This window comes from Caldimonas taiwanensis NBRC 104434 (assembly GCF_001592165.1).
GTDB classification, from domain to species: Bacteria; Pseudomonadota; Gammaproteobacteria; order Burkholderiales; family Burkholderiaceae_C; genus Caldimonas; species Caldimonas manganoxidans.
Genome location: NZ_BCWK01000006.1, coordinates 155,021 through 178,847, shown reverse-complemented (window position 1 = coordinate 178,847; position 23,827 = coordinate 155,021). Strand labels below are relative to the sequence as shown.

Sequence of the window (23,827 nt, the reverse complement as noted above, 5' to 3'; positions counted from 1 at the left end):
GGAGACGAGCCATGACCCTGCCCCCCGCACCACCGCCAACCTTCAACTTTGCACAGCACCTCATCGAACGCAACGCAGGCCGCGGCGACAAAACCGCTTACATCGACGACCAGGGCAGCATCACCTACAGCGAACTCGCCGACCGCGTGCGCCGCATGGCCACCGCCCTGCAAGCGCTGGGGCTGCGCCGCGAAGAACGTGTGCTGCTGCTGATGCATGACAACATCGATTGGCCCGTATGCTTTCTGGGCTCGCTTTATGCTGGAGTCGTGCCGGTGGCCGTCAACACCTTGCTCACCGCCAACGACTATGCCTACATGCTGGGCCACAGCCGCGCCCGCGCGGCCCTCGTATCGGCTGCGCTGCTGCCAGCGCTACAGGCCGCCATGGACCAGGCCGCGCATGAAGTACAGCACGTGATCGTCTCCCAGCCCTCGGGCGAACGGCTTGCGGGATTACCTACTCTGAGCACACTGCTGCAGGCCCACGCACCGGCCCCCCGCCCCGCTTCCACGATGGCCGACGAACCGGCATTCTGGCTGTACTCCTCGGGATCGACAGGACGGCCTAAGGGCACAGTGCACACCCATGCCAACCCCTACTGGACCGCTGAGCTCTACGGACGTGCGGTACTGGGCCTGCAAGAATCAGATACGGTGTTCTCCGCCGCCAAACTTTTCTTCGCTTATGGGCTGGGCAATGCGCTGAGCTTCCCTTTGAGCGTGGGGGCCAGCGTCGTCCTGATGGCCGAGCGTCCCACCCCCGAAGCATGCTTCAAGCGCCTGATCGAGCACCGTCCCACGATCTTCTGCGGCGCCCCCACTGGCTATGCCGGCATGCTGGCCTCGCCGGCACTGCCTTCGCGCTCACAGGTCGCGCTGCGTTTGTGCTCATCGGCCGGCGAGGCCTTGCCGCAGGACATCGGCGAGCGCTTCACCGCCCACTTCGGCTGCGAGATCATCGATGGCATCGGCTCGACCGAGATGCTGCACATCTTCCTGTCAAACCGTCCCGGAGACGTGCGCTATGGCACCACGGGCAAGCCGGTGGAAGGTTATGAGATCGAGTTGCGTGGCGAGGACGGCCGCCCAGTGCCTGACGGGCAGATCGGAGACCTCTATATCCGTGGCCCGAGCGCTGCGCTGATGTACTGGAACAACCGCGAGAAGTCTCGCGAAACCTTTCAAGGCGCCTGGACCAAGAGCGGCGACAAGTACAGTCGAGACGCCCAGGGTTATTACACCTATGCAGGCCGCAGTGACGACATGCTCAAGGTCAGCGGCCAGTATGTGTCCCCCTTCGAAGTAGAAGCCACACTGGTGCAGCATCCAGCCGTGCTCGAAGCCGCGGTGATCGGCATCACCGACGCGCAAGGCTTGACCAAGACCAAGGCTTTTGTGGTGCTCAAGCCCGATCGCAAGCCCGATGCGTCTTCGCTCGAGGCCGAGCTCAAAAGCTTCGTCAAAGATCGGCTCGCTCCGCACAAGTACCCTAGAGCGATCGAGTTCGTCGAAGAGCTTCCCAAAACGGCCACCGGCAAGATCCAACGATTCCGCCTGCGCGAACGAGAGGCACGGGGAGCGGCGGCATGAATGAACGGCCCTTGGCACCGCAAAGCGCCACCCAATTCGCCAACGTGCGCTGGCGCGGTCATGAGCACCTCATCGAATACGTCTGGATCGCTCCTCAACGTCGCCAACAGCCCTTGCTCGTGTTCTTGCACGAAGGCTTGGGCTCGGTAGCCATGTGGAAGGACTTCCCCCGCACCTTGTGCGAAGCAGCAGGCTGCCGTGGCTTGGTCCTGTCGCGCTGGGGCTACGGGCAGTCCAGCCCGCGCGCCAGCCACGAGCGCTGGCCGGTCGATTTCATGCATCAGCAAGCGCGCGACTTCCTGCCTCGCTTTTTCGAAACCCTGGATTTGGACACCGCCGCCACCCCCCCTTGGTTCTACGGCCACAGCGACGGCGGATCGATCGCGCTGATCTATGCGGCCAGCCGACCGGAGCATGTCGCCGGCCTGGTCGTGGCCGCTCCCCACACCTTTGTCGAGGATTTGACAATTTCCAGCATCGAAAAAGCCAAGGACGGCTACGTCACCACCGACTTGCGCAGCAAGCTCGCGCGCTATCACGCCGATCCGGACTCGGCCTTCTGGGGCTGGAACGATGTGTGGCTCGACCCAGCGTTCCGCCAGTTCGACATCCGCCCCCTGCTGAAGTCCATCGGCTGCCCTGTGCTGGCTGTACAAGGCCGCGAAGACGAATACGGTACCCTGGCTCAAATCGAGGCCATCGCACAGTCCGTCCCGCAAGCAGAACTGTTCGAATTGATCGACTGCGGACACTCGCCACACCGCGACCAGCCCGACGCCCTGATCCGCAAGGTATGCGATTTCATGCACCGGCACCGCGCACGGCCGGTCGCCGGTCGACTCACCCCCTGATCCCAGCCCCACCATTGAGAGGAGACAAACCATGACCCCATTGCGCCTCACCCGAACCCTGCTGGCAACGGCCTTGGCTGCAGTGCTGAGCACCGCCGCACAAGCTCAGAACGACAAGATCAAGATCGGTCTGATGCTGCCCTACACCGGAACTTATGCGGCCTTGGGCACGGCCATCGAGAACGGCTTCCGACTGTACCTCGACGAGAACGGTGGCAAGCTGGCCGGCCGAGAAGTGGAATTCTTCAAGGTGGACGACGAATCCGATCCAGCCAAGGCCCCCGAAAACGCAAACAAGCTGGTCAAACGTGACCAAGTCGATGTACTCGTGGGCACCGTGCACTCCGGGGTGGCCATGGGCATGGCCAAAGTGGCCAAAGACACCAACACCTTGCTGATCGTGCCCAACGCGGGCGCCGACGCCATCACCGGGCCGCTGTGTGCCCCCAACATCTTCCGCACATCCTTTACCAATTGGCAGCCGGCCTACGCCATGGGCTTGGTGGCAGCCGAGAAGTTCAAACACAAGACTGCCGTGACACTGACCTGGAAGTACGCCGCAGGTGATGAATCGGTGCGGGGCTTCAAGGAAGGTTTCGAATCCAAAGGGGGTAAGGTGATCAAGGAGCTCAGCCTGCCCTTCCCCAATGTCGAGTTCCAGGCTCTTCTCACCGAGATTGCCGCGCTCAAGCCCGATGCGGTGTACGTTTTCTTCGCCGGCGGTGGCGCGGTCAAGTTCGTCAAGGACTATGCCGCCGCCGGCCTGAAGGACAAGATCCCGCTGTACGGTGCCGGCTTCCTGACCGATGGCACACTGGAAGCGCAAGGCGAAGCCGCCAACGGACTGTTCACGACCCTGCACTACGCCGACGACCTGCCGCTCATCAAAGACAAGGCCTTCCGCTTCGCCTACGCCAAGACCTACAAACTTCAGCCCGATGTCTACGCCGTGCAAGGCTATGACGCTGCCCAGCTACTGGCCGCAGGGCTGAAAGCCGCCGGCGGCGACATCAAAAAGCGCGACGCCGTGGTGCAAGGCATGCGCACGGCCAAGATCGACAGCCCGCGAGGCATGTTCACGATGTCCAAGGCGCACAACCCGATTCAAGACATTTATCTGCGCAAAGTGGACAACAAGATGAACCGCTCGGTCAGCATCGCCGTCAAGCAACTGGAAGACCCTGCACGCGGCTGCAAGATGTGATCGACCTCTCCAGATCCTCGGCCACCGCATCGGCGGCCGCGCCGCGTGCAACTGGTGCAACGCCGCCGAGACGGTGGAAGCCGTCTCGGCGATCCTCGATCACACAGACTTCCCCATGGACTCGACGACATTTCTGATCCAATGCCTCAACAGCGTGCAATACGGGCTGCTGCTGTTTTTGGTAGCCAGCGGGTTGACGCTGATCTTCGGCATCATGGGTGTGATCAACCTGGCCCATGGCAGCTTCTACATGATCGGGGCCTACCTGGCCTTCACACTGTCGTCGCTGACGGGTCACTTCGCATTGGCTTTGGTGCTGGGCATCTTGCTGGCCGTGGTGCTGGGCTATCTGCTCGAATGGGGATTTTTCAGCTACCTGTACGAACGTGAGCACCTGCAACAAGTGCTGATGACCTATGGACTGATCTTGGTCTTCGAGGAACTGCGCAGCATCCTCGTCGGCGATGACGTTCACGGCGTACCCGTGCCAGCCTGGTTGTCTGGCGGCATCGAGATCGGTCATGGCATGAGCTACCCCGTCTACCGGCTGTTCATCTCGGGCGTGTGTTTGGCCGTGGCGCTAGGCATGTACCTGATCATCAAACGCACTCGACTGGGCATGATGGTGCGCGCCGGCGCCACCAACCGAGAAATGGTGCAGTCTCTGGGCATCAATATCTCGCTCCTTTATCGCTTTGTGTTCGCCGCTGGGGTCGCTTTGGCCGTGCTGGCCGGCATGATCGCCGCTCCCGTCAGCTCGGTTTACCCCGGTATGGGCAGCTCGGTGCTCATCATCTGCTTCGTGGTGGTGGTCATAGGCGGCATCGGCTCGATCAAAGGAGCCTTGCTGGCTGCGCTGCTCATCGGCTTCGTCGACACCTTCGGCAAGGTGTTTTGGCAGCAAGCCGCCGGAGCGCTGATCTACCTGATGATGGCCCTCATCCTGCTATGGAAGCCAGAAGGCCTGTTCAAGCAGGGAACCTGAGGCCCACCGACCCTCGAGGAATTGCCAATGAAAACCCCCGTTGTGTGGTCGTGGATCGCGGCTTTTGCGATGCTGGCCCTTCTGCCTCTGCTGCCCGAGCCCATCGGTACACCCTTTCACATCGAACTGGGCGCCAAGGTCGCCATCATGGCCATCTTCGCGCTCAGCTTGCAACTGTTGGTGGGCTACACCGGCCTGGTCAGCCTGGGCCATGCCGCGTTTTTTGGCTTCGCAGCCTACACGGTGGCACTGCTGGCGCCATCATCCGATGCGGGCAATGGCTGGCTGCTGTTGGGTGCGGCCGTTGGCGCTTCGACCTTGTTGGCCTTGCTGATCGGCTCGCTGGTGATGCGCACGCGCGGCATTTACTTCATCATGGTAACGCTGGCCTTTGCTCAACTCGTTTACTTCATCGTGCACGACACCCGCTATTTCGGCGGCAGTGATGGCACGTATATCTACTTCAAACCCGAGTTCACCCTCATGGGGTGGCCCCTCGTGGACCTCGATCAACCCAGGCAGTTCTACTGGTTCACGCTGGCCATGCTGGCGTTGACGGTAGGCTCGCTCGCCCTGCTGCTTCGCTCGCGACTGGGGCACGCCCTCGTGGGCATCAAGCACAACGAGCAGCGCATGCGTGCCGCTGGCTACGCCACCACGGCCTACAAACTCGCCAGCTTCGTCATTGGCGGCGCTTTCGCCGGGCTGGCAGGCTTTCTGTACGCAGCTCAACACGGGTACGTAAACCCTGAATTGCTCTCGTGGCACAAGTCCGGCGATGCCTTGCTGATGGTCATTCTCGGCGGCCTGGGCAGCCTGGCCGGCGCAGTGGTCGGCGCAGCTTCTTTCGTCCTGCTGGCCGAATGGTTCCAAGACTTGACCAAACATTGGCAGTTGCTGATGGGCAGCTTCATCATCGGGCTGGTCGCCCTGCTGCCACAGGGTATTGCCGGCGGTGTGGTGCATCTGTGCCGACGCCGAACGCCATCATCGCTGCGCCACGCGGAATCTGCACGCCCTCACCCCGATGACATAGACAAGCAGGCGCTTCCTCTGTCGCCTGCGCCACCGGGAGCGGGCTCGCACCAAGCTTGACGTCGTCGCTGCCCCGTCATGAACATCTCGCCCTCCACCTCCAACACGAGTTCAGCCTGGCTCAGCGCCCGCAATCTGACTCGACGATTCGGCGCACTGGCCGCCGTCTCCGATGTGAACCTCGATCTCCACGGCGACCAGATCCACGCCGTCATCGGGACCAATGGCGCTGGCAAGTCCACTTTGATCAACCTGCTGTCGGGAGAACTTCCCGCCAGCGCAGGCCAAGTGATGCTCGATGGACGAGACATCACCAGATGGTCCCAACCTCGGCGCGCGCAAGCCGGCCTGGGCCGCAGCTATCAGCGCAATAACATCTTCCTGCCACTGAGCGTGCGCGAGAACTGCCGCCTTTCGGCTCAGATCCATCACCAGAAGCCCTGGTGCGTCTGGGAGTCCGCTCAGCATTGCCGATGGAGCACTCAGCGCGCTGACGAAGCCATGGAACGCGCAGGGCTCAGCGCAATGGCCGACCATCCGGCCGCCAGCCTTTCACATGGTCAGAAGCGGCAGCTCGAAGTGGCCATGTGTCTGGCCACGCAGCCGCGCGTACTGCTGCTGGACGAGCCCCTGGCCGGCATGGGCCCGGAAGAATCTCAGCGCATGCTCAACCTGTTGCGCGAGCTGCGCAGCGGTCACGCCATCTTGCTGGTGGAGCACGACATGGACGCGGTGTTTGCTGTGGCCGATCGCATCACCGTGATGGTCAACGGAAGCGTACTGGCTTCTGGCTGCCCCGAAGATGTACGCGCCAACTCCGATGTGCAGGCAGCCTACCTCGGCGAACATTGAGCACGGCCATGGACACCCTGATCGAAGCCACTGGCCTGCATGCCTGGTACGGCAGCAGCCACATCTTGCACAACGTGGATTTCTCCCTGGCGCGCGGCGAAACCGTGGGCCTGCTCGGCCGCAACGGCATGGGCAAATCCACATTGATCCGCAGCCTCTTGGGTCACGTGCGGCAGCGCGAAGGCCGCATCGTCGTCCAAGGCCGCGACCTGACGCGGGGACGACCTCATGAAGTGGCCCGATTGGGCATCGCCTACGTGCCCGAAGGACGCGGCATCTTCCCCAACCTCACGGTGAAGGAAAACTTGGTGATGGCCGCCAGAGCCGGCTTACGAGGCCAGCGTGACTGGAACTTCGAGCGCATCCTCGCCACCTTCCCTCGGCTGGCCGAGCGCCTCGATCATCTGGGCTCCCAGCTCTCTGGCGGCGAGCAGCAAATGCTGTCCATCGGACGGGCATTGATGACAAACCCGGATGCCATCATTCTGGACGAAGCCACCGAAGGGCTGGCGCCGTTGATCGTGGCCGAGATCTGGCGCGTGATCGCCACCATTCGCGCCAGCGGGCTGGCCACCTTGGTGGTGGACCGCAACTATCGCACCGTGATGGCGCATTCCGACCGTCTGGTGGTGCTGGAGAAGGGTCGGGTGGTGCTCAGCGGCACGAGCGAGGAACTGCAACGCCGCCCCACCGAGCTGGGGCGGTACTTGGGAGTATGAAGCGCAGCAGGCACTCCCTTGCAAAGCGGATCAGGACTCCGCTGTGAAGCCGATTTTCTTGACCAGCGGGCCCCACCGCTCGAACTCGCGCTTCTGGCTTACGGCCATTTCCTGAGGTGTGGAGCCCTGTGCAATCAAACCGACAGTGCCCAGGGCTTCGATAACCGCTGGGTCTTTGAGGGCCTGGTTAATGGCCGCATTAGCGGCGGCCACCATGGTCGCCGGTGTGCGAGCAGGTGCATAGAAGCCGAACCACTCCTCCACGACCAAATCCGGGAAGCCTTGCTCGGCAAAGGTGGGCACGTCGGGCAGGAAAGGCGAGCGGCGGCTCCCCGAGGTAGCCAGCACGCGCAGCTTGCCGGCCCGGTGATGGGCGATGAAATCGCCGCTGGGCGTCACCATCGAAGCGATCTGCCCGCCCACCAAGTCGGTGACGCCAGGCACCGAGCCACGGTAAGGCACATGCTTGAGATCCACCCCGTTGTTCAGACCCAGGAGCGCCCCAATGAAATGCGGAGTGGAGCCAGCAGCCGGCGAGCCGTAGTTCGCATCCTTGGGATGCGCCTTGGCCCAAGCCAGATAATCCTTCACACTCTTGACGCTGGCTGGCACCAGTGGCCCCACCGCCAATCCGTGGAACATCAGAGCCGCAATCGACACGGGCACGAAATCGTTCACCGGGTCATAGCCGAGTCGGGTATAAATGTGCGGGTACACCGCAGTGGCTGAGAAGGGGGACAGACACAGTGTTGCGCCGTCCGGTGCAGCCTGCCTAAGCGCCTCCAGTGCAATGCGTCCGCCGGCGCCGGCCTTGTTCTCGACGATGGCCTGGTTCCTTGCATACGGCGTCCCGGCCATCCTCTCGGCGACGCGTCGTGCCACGATGTCGCCCGAGCTGCCCGGCGGGAAGCCGTAGAGGAACTTCGGCTGTTCCACGGGCTGGGCTTGAGTCTGCCCGAGCAGCCCCAGCGCGGCGGCGCCCGTCGAAGCCTGCACAAACTGGCGTCGTGTGATCATGGTCTGTCTCCTCTTTCGGGGTGATGAAGTTCAGGCGTCCGGGTTTTCGATCAGCAGGGCCATGCCCTGCCCTCCGCCGACGCAGGCCGAGGCGATCCCGTAGCGTGCACCAATGGCTCGAAGCTGGCGTGCCACCGTCACGGTGAGCCGCACTCCGGAGGCCGCCAGCGGATGGCCCAGCGCAATGGCGCCGCCGTGCACATTGAGCCGCTCGGGGTCGAGGTCGAGGTCGCGCTGCACGGCCAGGACCTGCGCTCCCTGGGCCTCATTGACCTCAATGCGCGCAATGTCATGCACTCGCAAGTGCTGGCTTTCGAGCAGCAGGCGGATGGCCGGGGCCGGGGCGATGCCCATGATCTCGGGAGGCACACCCACCACGGCCGCAGCTGCGATTCGGCCCAACGGACGACGCCCTTGCAGTGCCGGTCCGGACGTCACCACAGCCGCAGCAGCGCCATCAGTCAGCGCCGAGCTGTTCCCGGCGGTTTGCACGCCACCGGGATAGATCGTGCGCAACCGGGCCAGCACCTGAGGCGGCGAGCGGCGCGGATGCGTATCGCGATCGACCACCGCCGCCTCCCCCTGCAGCCGGATGCCACGCGGCAGGCAACCCTCCCGTTCAAAGCGTTCGTGCGTGACGCTCACGATTTCTCCGGCGAGCCAGCCGCTTTCCTGGGCGGCGACGGCACGCTCGAAGGAACGGGAGGCGAACGCGTCGACCTCCTCACGCGTGATACCGTAGCGTCGAGCGAGGTTCTCTGCCGTCTGAATCATCGAGACCCCCACGGCCGTGTCGTTGAGCGACTCCCACAGCGTGTCCTTGAAGCCCAGCGGAGCGCCCAGACGGAAGCCCTGGCGGTGCTCGAAGGCCGAAATGGGATGTCGCGTCATCGATTCGGTGCCCACCACCAGCACGGTTGCGGCCACCCCGGCACTGACCTGCTCGGCGGCCTGGCGGAAGAGCTCGAATCCCGTGCCACAGATGCGTTGCACGAGAAGGGCCGGTACATCGATCGGCACGCCTGCGTAAAGCCCGACATGACGCGGCAGGAAGAAGTGATCTGTATCGCCCGGCGCAACATTGCCCACCAACACACTGTCCACCGCTTCGCCCGCCACGCCGGAGCGTGCCAACACCTCGCGTGCCACCTTGATGCCCAGGTCGGTAGGCGAGACGCCGGCGAAGGCACCGCAATAGTCCACCAGCGGCGTGCGCAGTCCGTCGAGCAGCCAGACATCGTCGAAGCATTGATATAGGCCGCGGCTCATGACTTCGACACCTTGGCGGCACGCTTGTCCAAGAAGGCGCGCACACGCTCCTTGGCCGCCTCGTCGCCTTGAGCAATGGCCGACATCAGGGCCTCGACGAACAGGCCTTCGGCCTGCGGCAGCTCGGCGATGCGAGGCAGCGCCTGCATCACGGCATAGTTCGACAACGGGGCATTGGCAGCCACCTTTTCGGCCAGTGCAAAAGCCCGCACCAACCCCTCACCCTCGCCCACCAGATAATGTGACAGTCCGGCCGTCTGAGCTTCCTCTGCGTCCAGCACCCGGCCCGTGAGCATCAGATCCGTCATGCGGGCCACACCCATCAACCGCGGGAGGCGCGCCGCCCCGCCACCCCCCACGAAGATGCCGCGCTGCCCTTCGGGCAATGCATAGAAGGCGCTGCGCTCGGCCACGCGCAGATGGGCCGCGCTGGCCAGTTCCAATCCCCCCCCAACCACCGCCCCATGCAATACAGCGATCACCGGCACACGGCCAAACTGGATCTGATCGAAAGCTGCATGCCAGCGACGGGAGTGCGCAATCCCCTCGGCTACGCTGCGCTCGCTCAGATCCGACAGGTCCAGCCCCGCGCAGAAATGCTCGCCTTCACCACTGATCACTGCCACGCGGGCTGACTCCGGCAGGTGCAGGAAGGCAGTGTGAAGCTGCGCAATCAGCTCGTCGTTGAGGGCATTGCGCTTGGCCGGCCGCATCAGGCGCAGATGGAGCACCGGTCCGGCCCGCTCGATGCGCAGCAGGGGCAGATTCGCCAACACCCCCCCGGCACGATGAAATTGCAGATTCATGAGTCGTTCTTTGAAGAAGCCAAGATGACGCGGGGATCGGGGGGCGAAGAGTAAAGAACCTCCACCTGCGCCGAGCGTCTTTGCAAGACCGCACGCTGGTTGACATAACCCTTGTCGGTGATCTCACCCGCATCGGGGTCAGGTGGTTCGTCGAGCCACATCACGCGCACGGGCGTCTGGGACGACCCGCCCCCCTCGGCATGCAGGAACGCCAGTGCTTCTTGCACGCGCACGGCGAGTTGTTCGGCTGGCAACGTCCGGGCCGCCGGGCTCGGAAAGAGGAGCGCTCCCACTTCGTCGCGGTCGTGCCCGGTGATCACCACGTCCTGCGCATAGGGAGCCAACGCCGACAAGAGCCTGACACGCAGCGTGCTCACCGACACCCAGGTGCCCGTGGTGAGCTTAAAGTCCTCGGCCACACGACCATTGAAGACCACGCCTCGTTCGGGATGCTCCGGGTCGAGCAGGAAACCAGCATCGCCGATGCGGTAGTAGCCTTCCTCGTCGAAAGCCTGTGCCGTAAGTTCGGGCGCATGGAGGTAGCCCGGAAAGACTGACACTCCGCGCACGCGCATCTCAAGCTTCTCGCCATTGGGCACGAACTTGAGCTCCGTTCCCGGCAGCGGCAGACCGATCACGCCGGTGCGGTCGAGCTTCCAGTGGGCGGAGGTAACTGCCGGCGCAGTCTCGGTCGCTCCCCACGAAGTGGTAAACCAGACCGGCTCGCGACGGACCCGTGCCGCCACGGCCTCCAACCGTTCCCAAGTCGCCTGCGGCAGGGCTGCTCCCGCATAGAACACCATGCGCAGGCGGCCGAAGAATTCTCGTGCCAAATCTTCGTCGGCTTCGAGGTAGGGCAGCAGCATGTCGAATCCACGCGGCACGTTGAAGTACAGCGTGGGTTGAACCTCGCGCAGATTGCGCACCGACTTCTCGATCTCTCCAGGAGCTGGCCGCCCTTCGTCGATGTACAGTGCACCACCGTTGCGCAGCACCAGGTTGAAGTTGTGGTTGCCCCCGAAGGTATGACTCCAGGGCAGCCAGTCCAGCACCACCGGCTTCTCGCGTTCCAGAAAACGCCACGCCTGCGCAATCATCTGTTGGTTGGCACACAGCATGCGGTGGGTGTTGATCACCACCTTGGGTTGGCCGGTGGAGCCCGATGTCAGCAGGTACTTCGCATGGGTGTCAGGCGTGATCGCCTCGAAGGCCCGACGCACCGCGCTGGTTTCGCGGGTCTGCAGCAGCCGCTCGAAGGGCAGCGCGCCCGCATAGCCCTGGGCCCCCGAACTGAACACCGCCAGGGCGTCCACCTCGGCAGCCTGCAAGGCCTTTCCATACACTTCTGCACTGGACGCATAGACGAGGGACGGCCTGAGGGTGCGCAAGATGCCGACAATCCGGGTATGCCCCTTCGCGAGCCGCGAGTATGCGCTGGAGACGGTGCACACCGGCCGGCCAACGTGTAGGGCAGCCAGCATCAGGAGGGCATGGTCCAGGCCATTGTCCGACAGCACCACGATCGGGGAGCCGGTCGGCAGCCCCATGTCCAGCAGACTCTGCCCTATGGCCCCCACGGCCTGCCGGACCTGGGCGTAACTCAAGCACATCCACGGTCCGTCCGCCCTCCGTTCGGCCAGGGCCGGAGCCTCAGGCGTAACCGCAGCCCAGTGCTCTAGCCATTCCCCCACACATCGTGCATAGGGCTGCAAGGGTTCCGGCGAGCGCAGCACGAAACCGCCGCCGGGCTGGTCCTGCCGGACCACACGTGGCGGTGCCAGGACACTCGGATCGTCGAAGAAACCGGGGGCCATATTGTCTCCTGGGTCAACTCGTGCAGGCACTGCATCGGCACCAGCATCTTTAACATGCACATACGTATGTGTATGGACCGGATCCTAATGTGGAAGCCAACAATGGAAACCCGGGTTTCCACCAAAAAACATGCGTTGCTGCATGGGTCCGATGGTGGACAATCTCGAGGATCGATCTCCTTGACCCACCATGACAGACACTCTGCTCACCGCGCCCACTCGACCCCAACGCCGCACGGCCGAAGCGGCTCGAACCCCTCTCACCCCCGAAAGCTGGATCGAAGCGGCCACCGAACTGCTGGTGGACCAAGGCGTGGATAGCGTGCGTGTGGACGTGCTGGCGAAGCTCCTAGGCGTGACACGGGGCAGCTTCTACTGGCACTTCAAAGACCGCGAGGATCTCCTGATGAGCGTGCTCAGAGCCTGGCGCGACGCGGCCACCGAGCAGCTCATCGATCGCTTTGAGCGCCAGCATGTGGAGCCGCGCGCGTTGATCACCGAGCTGATGTCTCTGCCCTTCCGCGGGCGTTCGGCCCGCCGTGCCGCCCGCATCGAGCTGGCCATCCGCGCCTGGGCGCGACATGATGCGACGGCGCGCCAGGTGCTCGACGAGGTGGACTCGCGCCGAATCGCCTACATCGCACAATGCTTCTCGGCGCTGGGCTTTTCCATTGCTGAAGCACGGGCCAGAGGCTTTGCACTGTATGCCTGGGAAGTGGGTGAATCGATGCTGATCCGCCAGGATGGGGAGGCTCAGAAAGCCCAGCGCGCCGCCTTGCTGGAAAGCCTGCTGCTCATGCCGCAACCCGCCGTGGAAGACCCCGCCCCACAAGCCCCGTCACCGCAACACATCCCGCGCTGAATCGGCGCCCTTGAAGGGCGCCAGCTGCGCTCACAGCTTCACGCGGCTGCGTGGACCCGAATGAACAAAAAATAAGGGCCTGACCCTGGTAAAGGATCAGGCCCACGATGAGTTGGCGCGGCTGGCAGGATTCGAACCCACGACCCCTTGGTTCGTAGCCAAGTACTCTATCCAACTGAGCTACAGCCGCGAAGACCGTTACTATAACACGTTTTTTCCGTTTGTCATCACTCGATGCGTGCAGCGCGTCGATAGCACGCACGGGCCCGATCCCAATCCTCTTCCCGTTCGGCCATTTCGGCCAAGCAGCGCCACGCGTCGCGTCGCAGTGGTGCGGGCAGCTCGGGGTCGTCGGCGCAGTGTTCGAGCTGCTGACGTGCCTTGCCCCACAGCTGCAACTGCGCCAGAGCACGACCCAGTGCGTAGATGAGCTCGGGGCGCGTGGGATGGGCGACTGTTGCAGCCTCCAGACGGGGCAGCCAGTCGGAGCCCACCCCGTCGAGCGAACGCGCGAAGGCTTTGGCCAGTGCCTGCCATTCCTCGGGGCTGCGGGCTTGCGGCGCGTCCCAAAACGGTTGGAGCATCGCACGCGCCAGCGCCGCACGTCCGTGACCGGCCATGGCCGCGGCCGCATGCGCGGCCACGAAGGCATCGCGACGGTCGGTCGCGTCGAGCTGTTCCCACACCCGCTGGAGCTGGTCGGCATCGCGTGCGGCATCCAACGCCTCCATGGCCAAGGATCTCAGCAGACCTTGAGCCGCCAGAGGTGAGAAGCCCTGGTGCTTGGCCAGCAAGCGAGCCGTGCGCAATGCATCGAGCGGCTGGCGGGCCAAACGTGCAGCCTGCAGCTTCAGGCGCAGAGCTTGGGTGCGCCGGGCCAAGCCTGGCGGCAGCTCGGCCAGCAGCGCCAAGGCCCGCTCGGCATCCCGATCGTCCAAGGCCCATTCCGCAGCCATCAAACGCACGCCCTCGTCGGCGGCTCGACCATTGCCGCCGGTTGCCGAGCTGGCCAGGGCCTGCTTGAGCAGTTCATCGCGCCCTGCGCGGTCTTGCAAGCGGTGCAGACTGCCGGCAGCCAGGAGTCGCGCCAATGTGATGAATTCTGCATCGGCGCTCAGTTCAGGTGTGGTCTGCTGGATGGTCAAGGCCCGCTGCGCTGCCTTATGGGCGCGGCTGTAGCGGGCACCGAAATACAGCGCCAAAGCCTCGCGCAAGGCCCGCTGGGCGTAATGGTCGCGCCGCGCAATGCGCCACTGACGCGCACGCCGCGGCAAGCCGATCAGCGTGCGCAAGGTCTGCAAGGTGAGGTACAGGGCCACGCTCAGCAGCAGCCACAGCACCACGAACACGTTGAACGACAGGTCCAAACGCCACGGGGCCCAGTAGAGCGTGACCACCGCATCGTTGCGTCCGAACACGCCCGCAGCAACCACCGCGAGCACGAACAGCAGGAGGATCCAGATGACGTTGCGCATGGCCAGGCCGTCTTGCGCTCAGCGGGTGGCCAACACGGCCTGCAAGGCCGCGAGCGTTTCATCGGGACGCGGCAGTTGGGTCGCGTGAGCCTGGGCTTGCACCTGGCGCAACGTGTCGGCCACCTGCATGACGCGACGCGAGCGCGGGTCGAAATAGCGCTCGAGCGCCTGCTGGGCCTGCCGCATGTCGGCCTGCACGGTCTCGAACTGTCGGCTCAGCAGGGCCAGCCGCGCATTGAGCAGCCGCAGCTTGAGGTTCTCGCGCAGGAAAAAGGTCTGTTCGGGGGCGATCAACATGGCTTCGGGCTGGTCGATACGGGTCACCCGCACGAGGGAGCGCAGCTCGCTCCACACGCGAGCGGCAAGATCGCGCCCCCATGATGGCCAGTCTGGCGCAGCGGCACTGGCCGGCGGTTCGGACCGCGGCAGGCGTGCCGCCATGCCCATGCCCGGGCTGGACAACAAGGGCAGGTCGTCGGCCAGACGCGCGGCCTCGTCCAAGCGCGCCACCAGCGAGGGCACGTCGGCCACGGCCACGGCACGTGCTCGTTCCACGTCTTGGGCGATGGCACGGCGCACACGCTCCAGCCGGGGCTGATTCAACCGCTGCAGGCGTTCATCGGCGCTGCGCAGGGCCGCCAGCAGGGGCTCGGCACTGCCCGTGATGGCCGAGTGTTGCAGGGCCACCCGCAGGGCAGCCTCGATTTCCACCAGCACATTCTCGTCTCTGGAACGGGCCAGGGCATGCAGCAATTCGTCGAGTTGGTCGCGCTGCAAGGCCACTTCGGCCAGACGCGTCTCCAGCACGGTGACCTTGGCCAGCGCCTCGCGTGCGGCGTCCTGGGCCTGTCGGGCCAGCGCTCGGGCTTCGGTGGCCTGGTCCTGGCTGTCCTGCTGGCGGCGCACGAGTTCGCGCTCCAGGCTTTGGACGTGCTGTTGCGCCTGGTAGGCCAAGGTGAGCCCCACGACGGCCAACAACATCAAGCCGACGATGGCCACCCACCACAAGGAACGGCTGGGCGCTTGCGCAACGGACGCGCTGCTGGCCCCAGCGGCCTGCGCAGCCGCACGCTCGGACTGGGGTTCGGGAGAGGTCGGCGCAGGAGTGGAAGAGGTGGTGTCGCTCACGGTGTCGGTCATTGTATCGAGCCGCTATGACGCATCGTGCCGGCGCTTCCAGGCCGCAGCCACGGCATCGGGGGCCGGATGCGACAGCTCCACCCTGCGCCAGCCCAGGGCCCACGCCCGCTGGCCGATGCGTGGATGGGTGACGATGGCCTCCTGCTGCGACCAGTCGGGTTGCAAGCCCAGGGCTTGCGCGAGGCTCACCAAATGCTCGATGGCCTGAGAACTGCTGAACAGCCATACGGCCTGACCCGGGGCGCGCAGCCCCTGGACCAGCCATGCCTGCTCGGTGGCATCCAGCACGGGCAAGCCGCGGCGATAGGCGCTGAGAAAGTCGACGATCGCGCCAGCTTCGGTCAGACGCTGGGCCAGCCAGGGCCGTCCACCGTCGCCACGCACGATGAGCACGCGACGCCCCGCCCAGGTCTCGTCGCGCAACACGTCCCAAAGGGATTCGGAGTCGAACTGTTCGGCTTCGTCGCGGGGCCGACGGCGCAAGGCCTCGGCCACGCCGGCGCGCGCCAAGGCCGCATCGGTTCCCGGGCCAGGCGTGGCGACCCTCACGCCCTCGGGCCAACGCGCCGCCACAGGCGCTTGCGCAAAGAACTGCTCGACGGCGCTGGGACTCACGAAGATGACCCAATCGCAGCCAGACAGCTCGCTCCATGCGCGCAAAACCGCCTGCGGATCGTCTGGCGCGGTGATGGCGATCAGCGGCAAGGGCCGTGCCGGAACGCCCTGCGCCTGCAGACGACGGACCCATTCATCGGCTTGTGCCGCCGGCCGGGTGACGAACAGCCATGGAGCAGACGGCACCATGCTCACGCGTGCGTGCTCACACGGGACAGGATGGCCTCGGCACCCAAGGCGCGCAGCTGATGGGCCGCCCTCTGGCCCAGCCGCTGCGCCGCTGCGGTGTCTTGGACCACGGCGGCACAACGGACTTGCAACAAATGCACCGGCTCGGCCTGCGGGTCGCCGAGCGCAGCGTGCAACACGAGCTCCTCGCCCTGCCACACGGCATGCGCGGCCAACGGCACGCTGCAACTGCCTCCCAAGGCGCACGAGACCGCTCGCTCGGCGTGCACGGCCAGCCAAGTGGGGCGATGGATGAGCGGGGCCAGCGCATCCCGCAATTCGTCATTCTCCGTCCGGATCTCCAAGCCCAGGGCCCCCTGTCCTGCCGCCGGCAGCATCTCCTCGGGTTCGAACAGTTGGCGAATGCGTTGGGCCAGGCCCAAACGCTTGAGGCCGGCGGCCGCCAGCACGATGGCATCGTAGTGCCCCTCGTCGAGTTTGCGCAGCCGGGTGTCGAGGTTGCCACGCAGGGGCTCGATGCGCAGGTCGGGCCGCCGAGCACGCAGCTGCACCAGACGGCGCAGGCTGGAGGTGCCCACCACCGCGGCAGGCGGCAGGCTGGCCAGGTCGGGATATCGCGGCGAGACGAAGGCATCGCGCGGGTCCTCGCGCTCGAGCACGGCAGCCAGCAAGAAGCCGGTGGGCAGCTCCATGGGGACGTCTTTGAGCGAATGGACGGCCAAGTGGGCACGCCCCTCCTCCAGCGCCACTTCCAGCTCTTTCACGAACAAGCCCTTGCCTCCGACCTTGGACAGGCTGCGATCGAGGATTTGGTCGCCGCGCGTGGTCATGCCCAACACCCCCACCGGCTGGCCCCAGCGCTGCTCGAGCAAGGTCTGCACATGACGCGCCTGCCACAGCGCCAAGCGGCTTTCACGGGTGGCGATGACCCAGCGGACCTGCGCGGCCGATGAACCAGAAGAATGGGACGAGGATGTGGTGTTCATGTCCACATGCTACCCGAGGGCCTCATCGACCGGCGCCGGTGCGATGCTCGCGCGGCGACGCGACGGTGCTACCATCCCGAGCTTGTAATTTTGTTACCGCCGTCAGCCACCCCGAGGTACCCATGCCCGCCGCCCGCCCCCCTGTCCGGCCCCGCGCAAAGCGCATCGAGGCCGATGCCGCCGAGAAGAACCGCCCGCTGGTCGAGGACATCCGACTGCTCGGCCGCATCCTGGGCGACGTGATTCGGGAGCAAGAGGGGCGCGAGGCTTTCGAGCTGATCGAGCGCATCCGTCAGCTTTCGGTGGCCTACCGGCTCAAGCGCGATGCGCAGGCCGGCCGCGCGCTGGATCGCCTGCTGAAAAACCTCAGCAGTGACCAAACGGTCTCGGTGATTCGGGCGTTCAGCTACTTTTCGCACCTGGCCAACATCGCCGAAGACCGCCATCATGTGCGCCGGCGTGAACATCACGAACGCCAAGGGCATGTGCAGGAAGGTTCGCTCGCCTACAGTTTCGAGCGCCTGGCCGAGGGGGGGGTGCGTGCCGAGGACATCGCCCGCATGCTGCAACGGGCCTACATCTCGCCCGTGCTGACGGCCCACCCGACCGAGGTGCAGCGCAAGTCCATCCTGGATGCCGAGCGCGCCATCGCCGAGCTCATCCATCAGCGTGACGAGCTGCACACCCAGCGCGAGCTGGACGACAACGAGGCCCAGATCCGCGCACGTGTGACGCAACTGTGGCAAACGCGCATGCTGCGCTACACGAAGCTGACGGTGGCCAACGAGATCGAGAATGCGCTGAGCTACTACCACACCACGTTCCTGCGGCAGATCCCGCGCCTGTATCGCAGCCTGGAGCGCGCCCTGCCCGGCTTCGACATCGCGCCCTTCTTCCGCATGGGGCACTGGATCGGCGGCGACCGCGATGGCAATCCCAATGTCACCGCAGCGACGCTGGAATACGCATTGCGGCAACAGGCCGAAACGGCGCTGCGCCACTATCTGACCGAGGTGCATGCGTTGGGGGCCGAACTGTCGGTCTCGGCGATGCTGGTGGACGTGACCCCGGCGCTGGCCGCACTGGCCGAGCGCTCACCGGACACCAATGAACATCGTCGCGACGAACCCTACCGGCGCGCCTTGATCGGCATGTATGCACGGCTGGCGGCCACGCTGTCGCACCTGACCGGCACCGAGGCGCTACGCCACGCGGTCGCGCCGTCCACCCCCTACGCCAATGCCGCGGAGTTTCTGGCCGATCTGCGCACCATCGAGGACTCGCTGGCGCACCACCACGGCGCCGCGCTGGCCGAGGTGCGCTTGCGCCCGCTGATCCGCGCCGTGCAGGTCTTTGGCTTTCATCTGGCCACGGTGGACCTGCGTCAAAGCTCGGACAAGCATGAAGCCGTGGTGGCCGAGCTGTTGGCGCGCGCCCGGGTGGAATCGGGTTACGCGCAGCTGCACGAGATCCACAAGATCGAACTGCTCGTGCAGCAGTTGCGTGACCCGCGGCCGCTGCGCGTGCGCGGTGCCAGCTACAGCGAGCTGACCGAGTCCGAGCTGGCCATCTTCGAGACGGCGCGGCTGATGCGCGAGCGCTTCGGCCCCGAAGCGATCCGCCACTACATCATCAGCCACACCGAGACGGTGAGCGACTTGCTGGAGGTGCTGCTGCTGCAGAAAGAAGCCGGGCTGATGCGCGGCACCCTGGGTGAGGATGCGGTGGCCGATTTGATCGTGGTGCCGCTGTTCGAAACCATCGGCGACCTGCGCCAAGCCGGCCCCATCATGCGCACCTTCTACGCCCTGCCCGGGGTGATCGACCTGGTCCAGCGCAGCGGCGGCGAGCAAGACATCATGCTCGGCTACAGCGACAGCAACAAGGACGGCGGCTACTTCACCAGCAACTGGGAGCTGTATCGAGCCGAAATCGAGCTGGTGGAGCACTTCAAGCGCCTGCAGGCCGAGCACGGCATCACGCTGCGGCTGTTCCATGGCCGCGGCGGCACGGTGGGCCGCGGCGGCGGCCCGAGCTACCAAGCCATCCTGGCCCAGCCGCCTGGCACGGTCAACGGCCAGATCCGCTTGACCGAGCAAGGCGAAGTGATCGCCTCGAAGTACGCCAACCCCGAGATCGGCCTGCGCAATCTCGAAACGCTGGTGGCCGCCACGCTGGAGGCCACGCTGTTGCACCCGTCCAAGAGCCCGCCGAAGTCCTTCCTGGAGGCCGCGCAGGCCTTGTCGGAGGCCAGCATGAAGGCCTATCGCAAACTGGTCTACGAGACGCCGGGTTTCACCGACTACTTCTTCGCCGCCACGCCCATCCGCGAGATCGCCGAGCTCAACATCGGCTCGCGCCCGGCCTCGCGCAAGGCCACGCGCGCGATCGAGGATCTGCGTGCCATCCCCTGGAGTTTTTCATGGGGGCAATGCCGTGTGGCGCTGCCGGGCTGGTACGGCTTTGGCTCGGCCATCGAGGCCTTCTTGGGCCAAGGCTCCCAGCGCAAGGAGCGGATTGCGCTGCTGATGCGCATGCACCGTCAATGGCCCTTCTTCCGCACCCTGCTGTCGAACATGGACATGGTGCTGGCCAAAACCGACATGGCGGTGGCCGCGCGTTATGTGGAACTGGTGGAAGACAAACGCCTGGGCCGGCGCATCTTCAAGGCCATCGAGGCCGAATGGCAGCGCACGCACGAGGCGCTGGCGCTGATCACCGGCCAGACGCAACGCTTGGCGTCCAACCCGGCGCTGGCGCGCTCGATCGAGCACCGCTTCCCTTACCTGGACCCCATCAACCACTTGCAGGTGGAGCTGATGCGCCGCTACCGTCAGCAAAAGGACGCTGGCGAAGTGCACGAGCGCGTGCAGCGTGGCATCCACATCTCCATCAATGGCATCGCCGCCGGTCTGCGCAACACGGGTTGAGAGCGCCAGCCTCAGCCGCCCTTGTTGCGCATCCAGTCGGCCGTGTTGAAGAAGGCAGCCCGCAGTCGCTCTACCAGGGCAGCATCGAGCTGCAGGTCTTGCATGGCTTGGTCCATGCACGCCAGCCACTGGTCGCGCTCCTTGATGCCGATGGGATAGGGCAAATGGCGAGCCCGCAAGCGGGGGTGCCCAAAGCGCTCCACATAGTACTGTGGCCCCCCCAGCCAGCCGCACAGGAACCAAAACAGCTTGTCGCGCGAGCCCGCAAGCGTGGTGGGGTGCAAGGCGCGCAGCTCGGCATAGGCCGGCTCCAGGTCCATCAAGTCGTAGAAGCGGTCCACCAAGGCACGCACGGCCGCTTCACCGCCCAAACGCTCGTAGGCAGTGTCGGCTTGCGTGGTGGCATCGGCAGGATTCGAATTCATCGGATCTTCACTTCACGTATCCCCACACCTTGAGGCGACTGGCCGCATACTGGGCCGCCTGCCCCTGCACCCCCATGCGCACGAAGGCATGGTATTGACGCGCGGCCGCCTGGCGCTCGCCCAGGCCCTCCAGCGCCACGCCGCGCAAGAACGTCACCCCTGGATCGCCGGGCAACATGCGATCGAAAGCCAGCAACTCGGCATGGGCCTTGCCCGGGTCGCCTTGCGCCAGGGCCAGCACACCGAGGAGCTTGCGGGCTTGGGCCTCTTGTGGGTACAGGGTCTTGGCCGTCTCGGCGTAGCGCAGCGCTTCACGAGCCCGGCCTTGGGCTTGTAAGCACTGGGCCATGCGCAGGTGAGCGGGGTAGTCCTCCGGTGTGAGCGTCAAAGCCCGTCTGAAGGCCGTGGCCGCCTCGTCATACGACTTGCGCGCCATCGCCGTCTCGCCTTGCTGGCAGGCCACGATGGTGGGCTTCAAGCGCCGCAGCCCAGCGGTCTGGTCCATGTAACGCTCACGCTGTACGGGCAACGAGGCACTGGCTGCGTAGCGCTCCTGCGCTGCGCGCCGAGCCGCGTCGCGCCGTTCGGTGCTCATGGGGTGGGACGCAAACATGGTTTGCAGCAGACTGGGACGCGACTTTTCCTGATCCACCAGCACCTGGTGCAGCGCCGTCATGCCGCTGGCCGGGTAACCGGCCCGCACCATGTACTCTTGCCCCAGAGCGTCCGCCTCGCGTTCGTTGTCACGTGAATAGCTGGCCAGCAAGGCGCTGGCGCCGATCTGGCTGCCCAAACTCACCAGGCCAGCCCACTGCGAGTTGGACGCCGCCACATTCAGCCCCACCACCACGGACTGCGCGATCAGCGCCTGACCCTGGCGCTGCGCGGCATGACGGGCGTTGACGTGTCCCATCTCGTGACCCAGCAACGCCGCCAGCTGGGCTTCGTCGTCGAGCTCGACCAGAATGCCACGCGTCACCCCCATGGCCCCGGCCGGGAAGGTATAGGCATTGACATGGTTGGCGTTGAGCACCCGGTAGGAATAAGGCATTTGCGGCCGATGGGTGTGCGTCTGCAGACGGCGCCCCACCGAGGTCACGTAGTCATTGACGGCCGCATCCTGCACCGGCCCAAGGTCCTGAGAGAACTGGTGCGGCGAGACCTGGGCATCGACTTCGCGCTCCTGCGCCTCGCTCATGCCCACGACGATGGGCTTGCCCGTCACCGGCGAGGTGGCACAGCCTTGCAGCCAGGACGCCGCCATGACGCCCGCACTGGCGCTGGCAAGCCACAGGGCATCGCGTCGGCTGAGGCGGCCGCGCGCCAAACGCTCGGCAAGGGCATGAGGTGGCATGGGCGTCCTTTCGTGTGTCGAAGGATCGACCATTGTAGAAACTCCCCCTGGCGCAGGGGGCGCCACGCTGATCAAGAAGACACCGAAGCCGGTGCCGCCGCCTCGATGCGCGCGGCCAGGTTGGCGATGGCCTGGGCCGCCGCGCTGCCCGGCAGGCTTTCGAACAGCAGTTGCCGGCGCTGCAAGGCTTCGCGCACCGATGCATCGGTGGGAATGTCGCCCACCAGCACGAGTTTCACCGGATCGCCCTGCGGCGTGGTGACGAAGCGGTCGACCACCTGCTGCAGTTGATGCGTGACGGCCTTGCCATCACCGGGCTTGCCCACCTGGTTGACCGCCATGTGCAGCACTCGGCGGCGCTGCTGGGAGGCCAACACTTTGATGGTGGCGTAGGCATCGGTGAGCGAGGTCGGCTCGGGCGTGGCCACGACCAGCACGTCATCGGCCAGCGAGACCGCGTAGAGCACCACATCGGAGATGCCCGCTCCCGTATCCAACAACACGAAGTCGTAACGCGGGATGATCGTGTCCACCACGCGCTGCAATTGCTCGCGCACCTCCGGCGTCAGGCGCGAATACTCCACCAGCCCAGAGCCCGCCAGCAGCACGGAGAACCCGCCGGGGGCCTTGAGCACGGCCTCGTCCAGCGTGGCCTTGCCGGTGAAAACGTCGTGCAGCGTGATTTTGGGATACAGGTTCAACACCACGTCCAGGTTGGCCAGCCCGAGATCGGCATCGAGCACGAGCACACGATGGCCGCGGCGGGCCAAGGCTGCCGCCACGTTGGCCGACACGAAGGTCTTGCCGACACCGCCTTTGCCGCTGGTGACGGCCAGCACCCATGCGCGCCGGGCGCCGGGCAAGGGAAGCGACGCAGGGGTCACTGGGTTGTTCATGGCTTCACTCAAGGCTGTCATCCCAGGACGTCACACCGAACAGCATGGACTTTTCTTCACGGCTGACACTGCTGACCACCGATTTCTCGAGGCACACCCGGTTGCGTCCCTCCGTCTTTGCGCAATAGAGCTGCAAATCGGCGCGCTCCGTCCACAAGGCTGCCGAGGAGCGCACCCACTGGGGGGCGAACGCACCACCGATGCTGACCGTCACATGGATCTCCTGGCCCGAAGGCAAACGAATGGCGCAGCTTTCGATCGAACGGCGGATGCGCTCGGCCACAACCTCACCATAGGCCGGGTGGCAGTTGGGCAATACCATCGCAAACTCTTCGCCGCCAAATCGCGCCACCGTGTCCATCGGACGCACGCACTCGGCCAAGCGCTGGCCGACCGCTTGGATGACCAAGTCTCCGGCCGCATGACCATGGGTGTCGTTGACGTGTTTGAAATGGTCGATGTCGACCACCAGCAGCAGCGCCGATTCGCCCGTGCGCGCCACGCGATCGATCTCTCGTTCGAGCACCGCTCGAAAATGGCGGCGATTGGCCAGACCGGTGAGGGCGTCGCGCAGCGACAAATCGCACAAGCCATCGATGATGGCCTGCAACGCGACGACCGCGGGCGCGTCGGTCAGGGAGGGCAAGGGGTAGCCCGCCTGTTGAAGCAGACTCAGCGCCTGGTCGAGCTTGAGCTCGGTCAGGCGTAGCGCATCGGTCGAGATGGCGGCAGGCACAGTCTGTGAAGTGGGAACGCGAAGGTAAGGTCCAGTCTAGCAGCGAGGCCTAGGAGGGCACCCCCGAGAAATGGA

The 23,827-nt window shown here is 65.1% G+C and carries 21 protein-coding genes and 1 tRNA gene; 9 read left to right on the top strand and 13 right to left on the bottom strand.

Going from position 1 to position 23,827, the window contains the following annotated elements; all coding sequences use genetic code 11:
* Positions 1-11: 11 nt before the first annotated feature.
* From CTA01S_RS07560 to CTA01S_RS07530, 7 genes are all read left to right on the top strand, one after another.
* Positions 12-1,592: a benzoate-CoA ligase family protein gene (locus CTA01S_RS07560; protein WP_062193998.1), complete on the top strand. Its 1,581-nt coding sequence runs from the start codon at positions 12-14 to the stop codon at positions 1,590-1,592.
* The gene (locus tag CTA01S_RS07555) at positions 1,589-2,443 is read left to right on the top strand and encodes an alpha/beta fold hydrolase (RefSeq protein ID WP_062193997.1); all 855 of its coding nucleotides are present in this window, start codon (positions 1,589-1,591) and stop codon (positions 2,441-2,443) included. Before CTA01S_RS07560 ends, CTA01S_RS07555 begins: the two co-directional genes overlap by 4 nt.
* A gap of 31 nt (positions 2,444-2,474) precedes the next feature.
* A complete protein-coding gene (locus tag CTA01S_RS07550; protein WP_062193996.1) occupies positions 2,475-3,647 on the top strand; it encodes an ABC transporter substrate-binding protein in 1,173 nt (390 codons plus the stop codon).
* Between the two features lie 115 nt (positions 3,648-3,762).
* Positions 3,763-4,632, top strand: coding sequence for a branched-chain amino acid ABC transporter permease (locus CTA01S_RS07545; protein WP_062193994.1), 870 nt, complete (start codon positions 3,763-3,765; stop codon positions 4,630-4,632).
* A gap of 27 nt (positions 4,633-4,659) precedes the next feature.
* A complete protein-coding gene (locus CTA01S_RS07540; protein ID WP_084362350.1) occupies positions 4,660-5,727 on the top strand; it encodes a branched-chain amino acid ABC transporter permease in 1,068 nt (355 codons plus the stop codon).
* Positions 5,728-5,745: 18 nt separating this feature from the next.
* Positions 5,746-6,519 (top strand): ABC transporter ATP-binding protein, encoded by a 774-nt coding sequence (locus tag CTA01S_RS07535; RefSeq protein WP_062193991.1) that lies wholly within the window; start codon positions 5,746-5,748, stop codon positions 6,517-6,519.
* 8 nt (positions 6,520-6,527) lie between these two features.
* On the top strand, positions 6,528-7,238 hold the full coding sequence (locus tag CTA01S_RS07530; RefSeq protein WP_062193988.1) for an ABC transporter ATP-binding protein: 711 nt from the start codon (positions 6,528-6,530) through the stop codon (positions 7,236-7,238).
* 30 nt (positions 7,239-7,268) lie between these two features.
* Here the strand turns inward: CTA01S_RS07530 and CTA01S_RS07525 are convergent, their stop codons facing one another.
* Genes CTA01S_RS07525 through CTA01S_RS07510 form a run of 4 tightly spaced genes read right to left on the bottom strand, consistent with a single transcriptional unit; the run spans position 7,269 to position 12,144 of the window.
* Positions 7,269-8,255 carry a Bug family tripartite tricarboxylate transporter substrate binding protein gene (locus CTA01S_RS07525; protein ID WP_062193985.1) on the bottom strand — a complete coding sequence of 329 codons (987 nt, stop codon included), beginning with the start codon at positions 8,253-8,255 and terminating at the stop codon, positions 7,269-7,271.
* Between the two features lie 30 nt (positions 8,256-8,285).
* Positions 8,286-9,524, bottom strand: a complete 1,239-nt coding sequence (locus CTA01S_RS07520; RefSeq protein ID WP_062193982.1) for a thiolase family protein — start codon at positions 9,522-9,524, stop codon at positions 8,286-8,288.
* Positions 9,521-10,330, bottom strand: a complete 810-nt coding sequence (locus tag CTA01S_RS07515; RefSeq protein ID WP_062193979.1) for a crotonase/enoyl-CoA hydratase family protein — start codon at positions 10,328-10,330, stop codon at positions 9,521-9,523. The genes CTA01S_RS07520 and CTA01S_RS07515 overlap by 4 nt, the downstream gene beginning before the upstream one ends.
* On the bottom strand, positions 10,327-12,144 hold the full coding sequence (locus tag CTA01S_RS07510; protein ID WP_062193976.1) for a feruloyl-CoA synthase: 1,818 nt from the start codon (positions 12,142-12,144) through the stop codon (positions 10,327-10,329). The genes CTA01S_RS07515 and CTA01S_RS07510 overlap by 4 nt, the downstream gene beginning before the upstream one ends.
* 190 nt (positions 12,145-12,334) lie before the next feature.
* Between CTA01S_RS07510 and CTA01S_RS07505 the strand changes: the two genes are divergently transcribed.
* Positions 12,335-13,006: a TetR/AcrR family transcriptional regulator gene (locus CTA01S_RS07505; protein ID WP_062193973.1), complete on the top strand. Its 672-nt coding sequence runs from the start codon at positions 12,335-12,337 to the stop codon at positions 13,004-13,006.
* Between the two features lie 113 nt (positions 13,007-13,119).
* Here the strand turns inward: CTA01S_RS07505 and CTA01S_RS07500 are convergent.
* The 5 genes from CTA01S_RS07500 to hemC form a co-directional block, all read right to left on the bottom strand.
* Positions 13,120-13,196 (bottom strand) — tRNA-Arg (locus CTA01S_RS07500).
* A gap of 37 nt (positions 13,197-13,233) precedes the next feature.
* Positions 13,234-14,481: a heme biosynthesis HemY N-terminal domain-containing protein gene (locus tag CTA01S_RS07495; RefSeq protein ID WP_062193970.1), complete on the bottom strand. Its 1,248-nt coding sequence runs from the start codon at positions 14,479-14,481 to the stop codon at positions 13,234-13,236.
* An 18-nt stretch (positions 14,482-14,499) separates the two neighbouring features.
* Complete coding sequence (locus CTA01S_RS07490) at positions 14,500-15,609, bottom strand: uroporphyrinogen-III C-methyltransferase (protein ID WP_371326084.1); 1,110 nt, start codon at positions 15,607-15,609, stop codon at positions 14,500-14,502.
* Positions 15,610-15,633: 24 nt separating this feature from the next.
* Positions 15,634-16,425, bottom strand: coding sequence for a uroporphyrinogen-III synthase (locus CTA01S_RS07485; protein WP_062193963.1), 792 nt, complete (start codon positions 16,423-16,425; stop codon positions 15,634-15,636).
* A gap of 2 nt (positions 16,426-16,427) precedes the next feature.
* Positions 16,428-17,411 (bottom strand): hydroxymethylbilane synthase, encoded by a 984-nt coding sequence (gene hemC / locus CTA01S_RS07480; RefSeq protein ID WP_062193959.1) that lies wholly within the window; start codon positions 17,409-17,411, stop codon positions 16,428-16,430.
* Between the two features lie 122 nt (positions 17,412-17,533).
* Between hemC and ppc the strand changes: the two genes are divergently transcribed.
* Complete coding sequence (gene ppc / locus CTA01S_RS07475) at positions 17,534-20,341, top strand: phosphoenolpyruvate carboxylase (RefSeq protein ID WP_062193955.1); 2,808 nt, start codon at positions 17,534-17,536, stop codon at positions 20,339-20,341.
* A gap of 11 nt (positions 20,342-20,352) precedes the next feature.
* Here ppc and CTA01S_RS07470 read toward each other — a convergent pair whose 3' ends face one another.
* From CTA01S_RS07470 to CTA01S_RS07455, 4 genes are all read right to left on the bottom strand, one after another.
* Positions 20,353-20,766, bottom strand: a complete 414-nt coding sequence (locus CTA01S_RS07470; protein WP_062193950.1) for a group II truncated hemoglobin — start codon at positions 20,764-20,766, stop codon at positions 20,353-20,355.
* Positions 20,767-20,773: 7 nt separating this feature from the next.
* Entirely contained in the window at positions 20,774-22,120 is a 1,347-nt protein-coding gene (locus CTA01S_RS07465) for a M48 family metalloprotease (RefSeq protein ID WP_062193947.1), read from the bottom strand.
* A gap of 71 nt (positions 22,121-22,191) precedes the next feature.
* Positions 22,192-23,016 (bottom strand): MinD/ParA family protein, encoded by an 825-nt coding sequence (locus tag CTA01S_RS07460; protein ID WP_157451322.1) that lies wholly within the window; start codon positions 23,014-23,016, stop codon positions 22,192-22,194.
* A 4-nt stretch (positions 23,017-23,020) separates the two neighbouring features.
* Positions 23,021-23,752 (bottom strand): GGDEF domain-containing protein, encoded by a 732-nt coding sequence (locus tag CTA01S_RS07455; RefSeq protein WP_062193943.1) that lies wholly within the window; start codon positions 23,750-23,752, stop codon positions 23,021-23,023.
* Positions 23,753-23,827 lie beyond the last annotated feature (75 nt).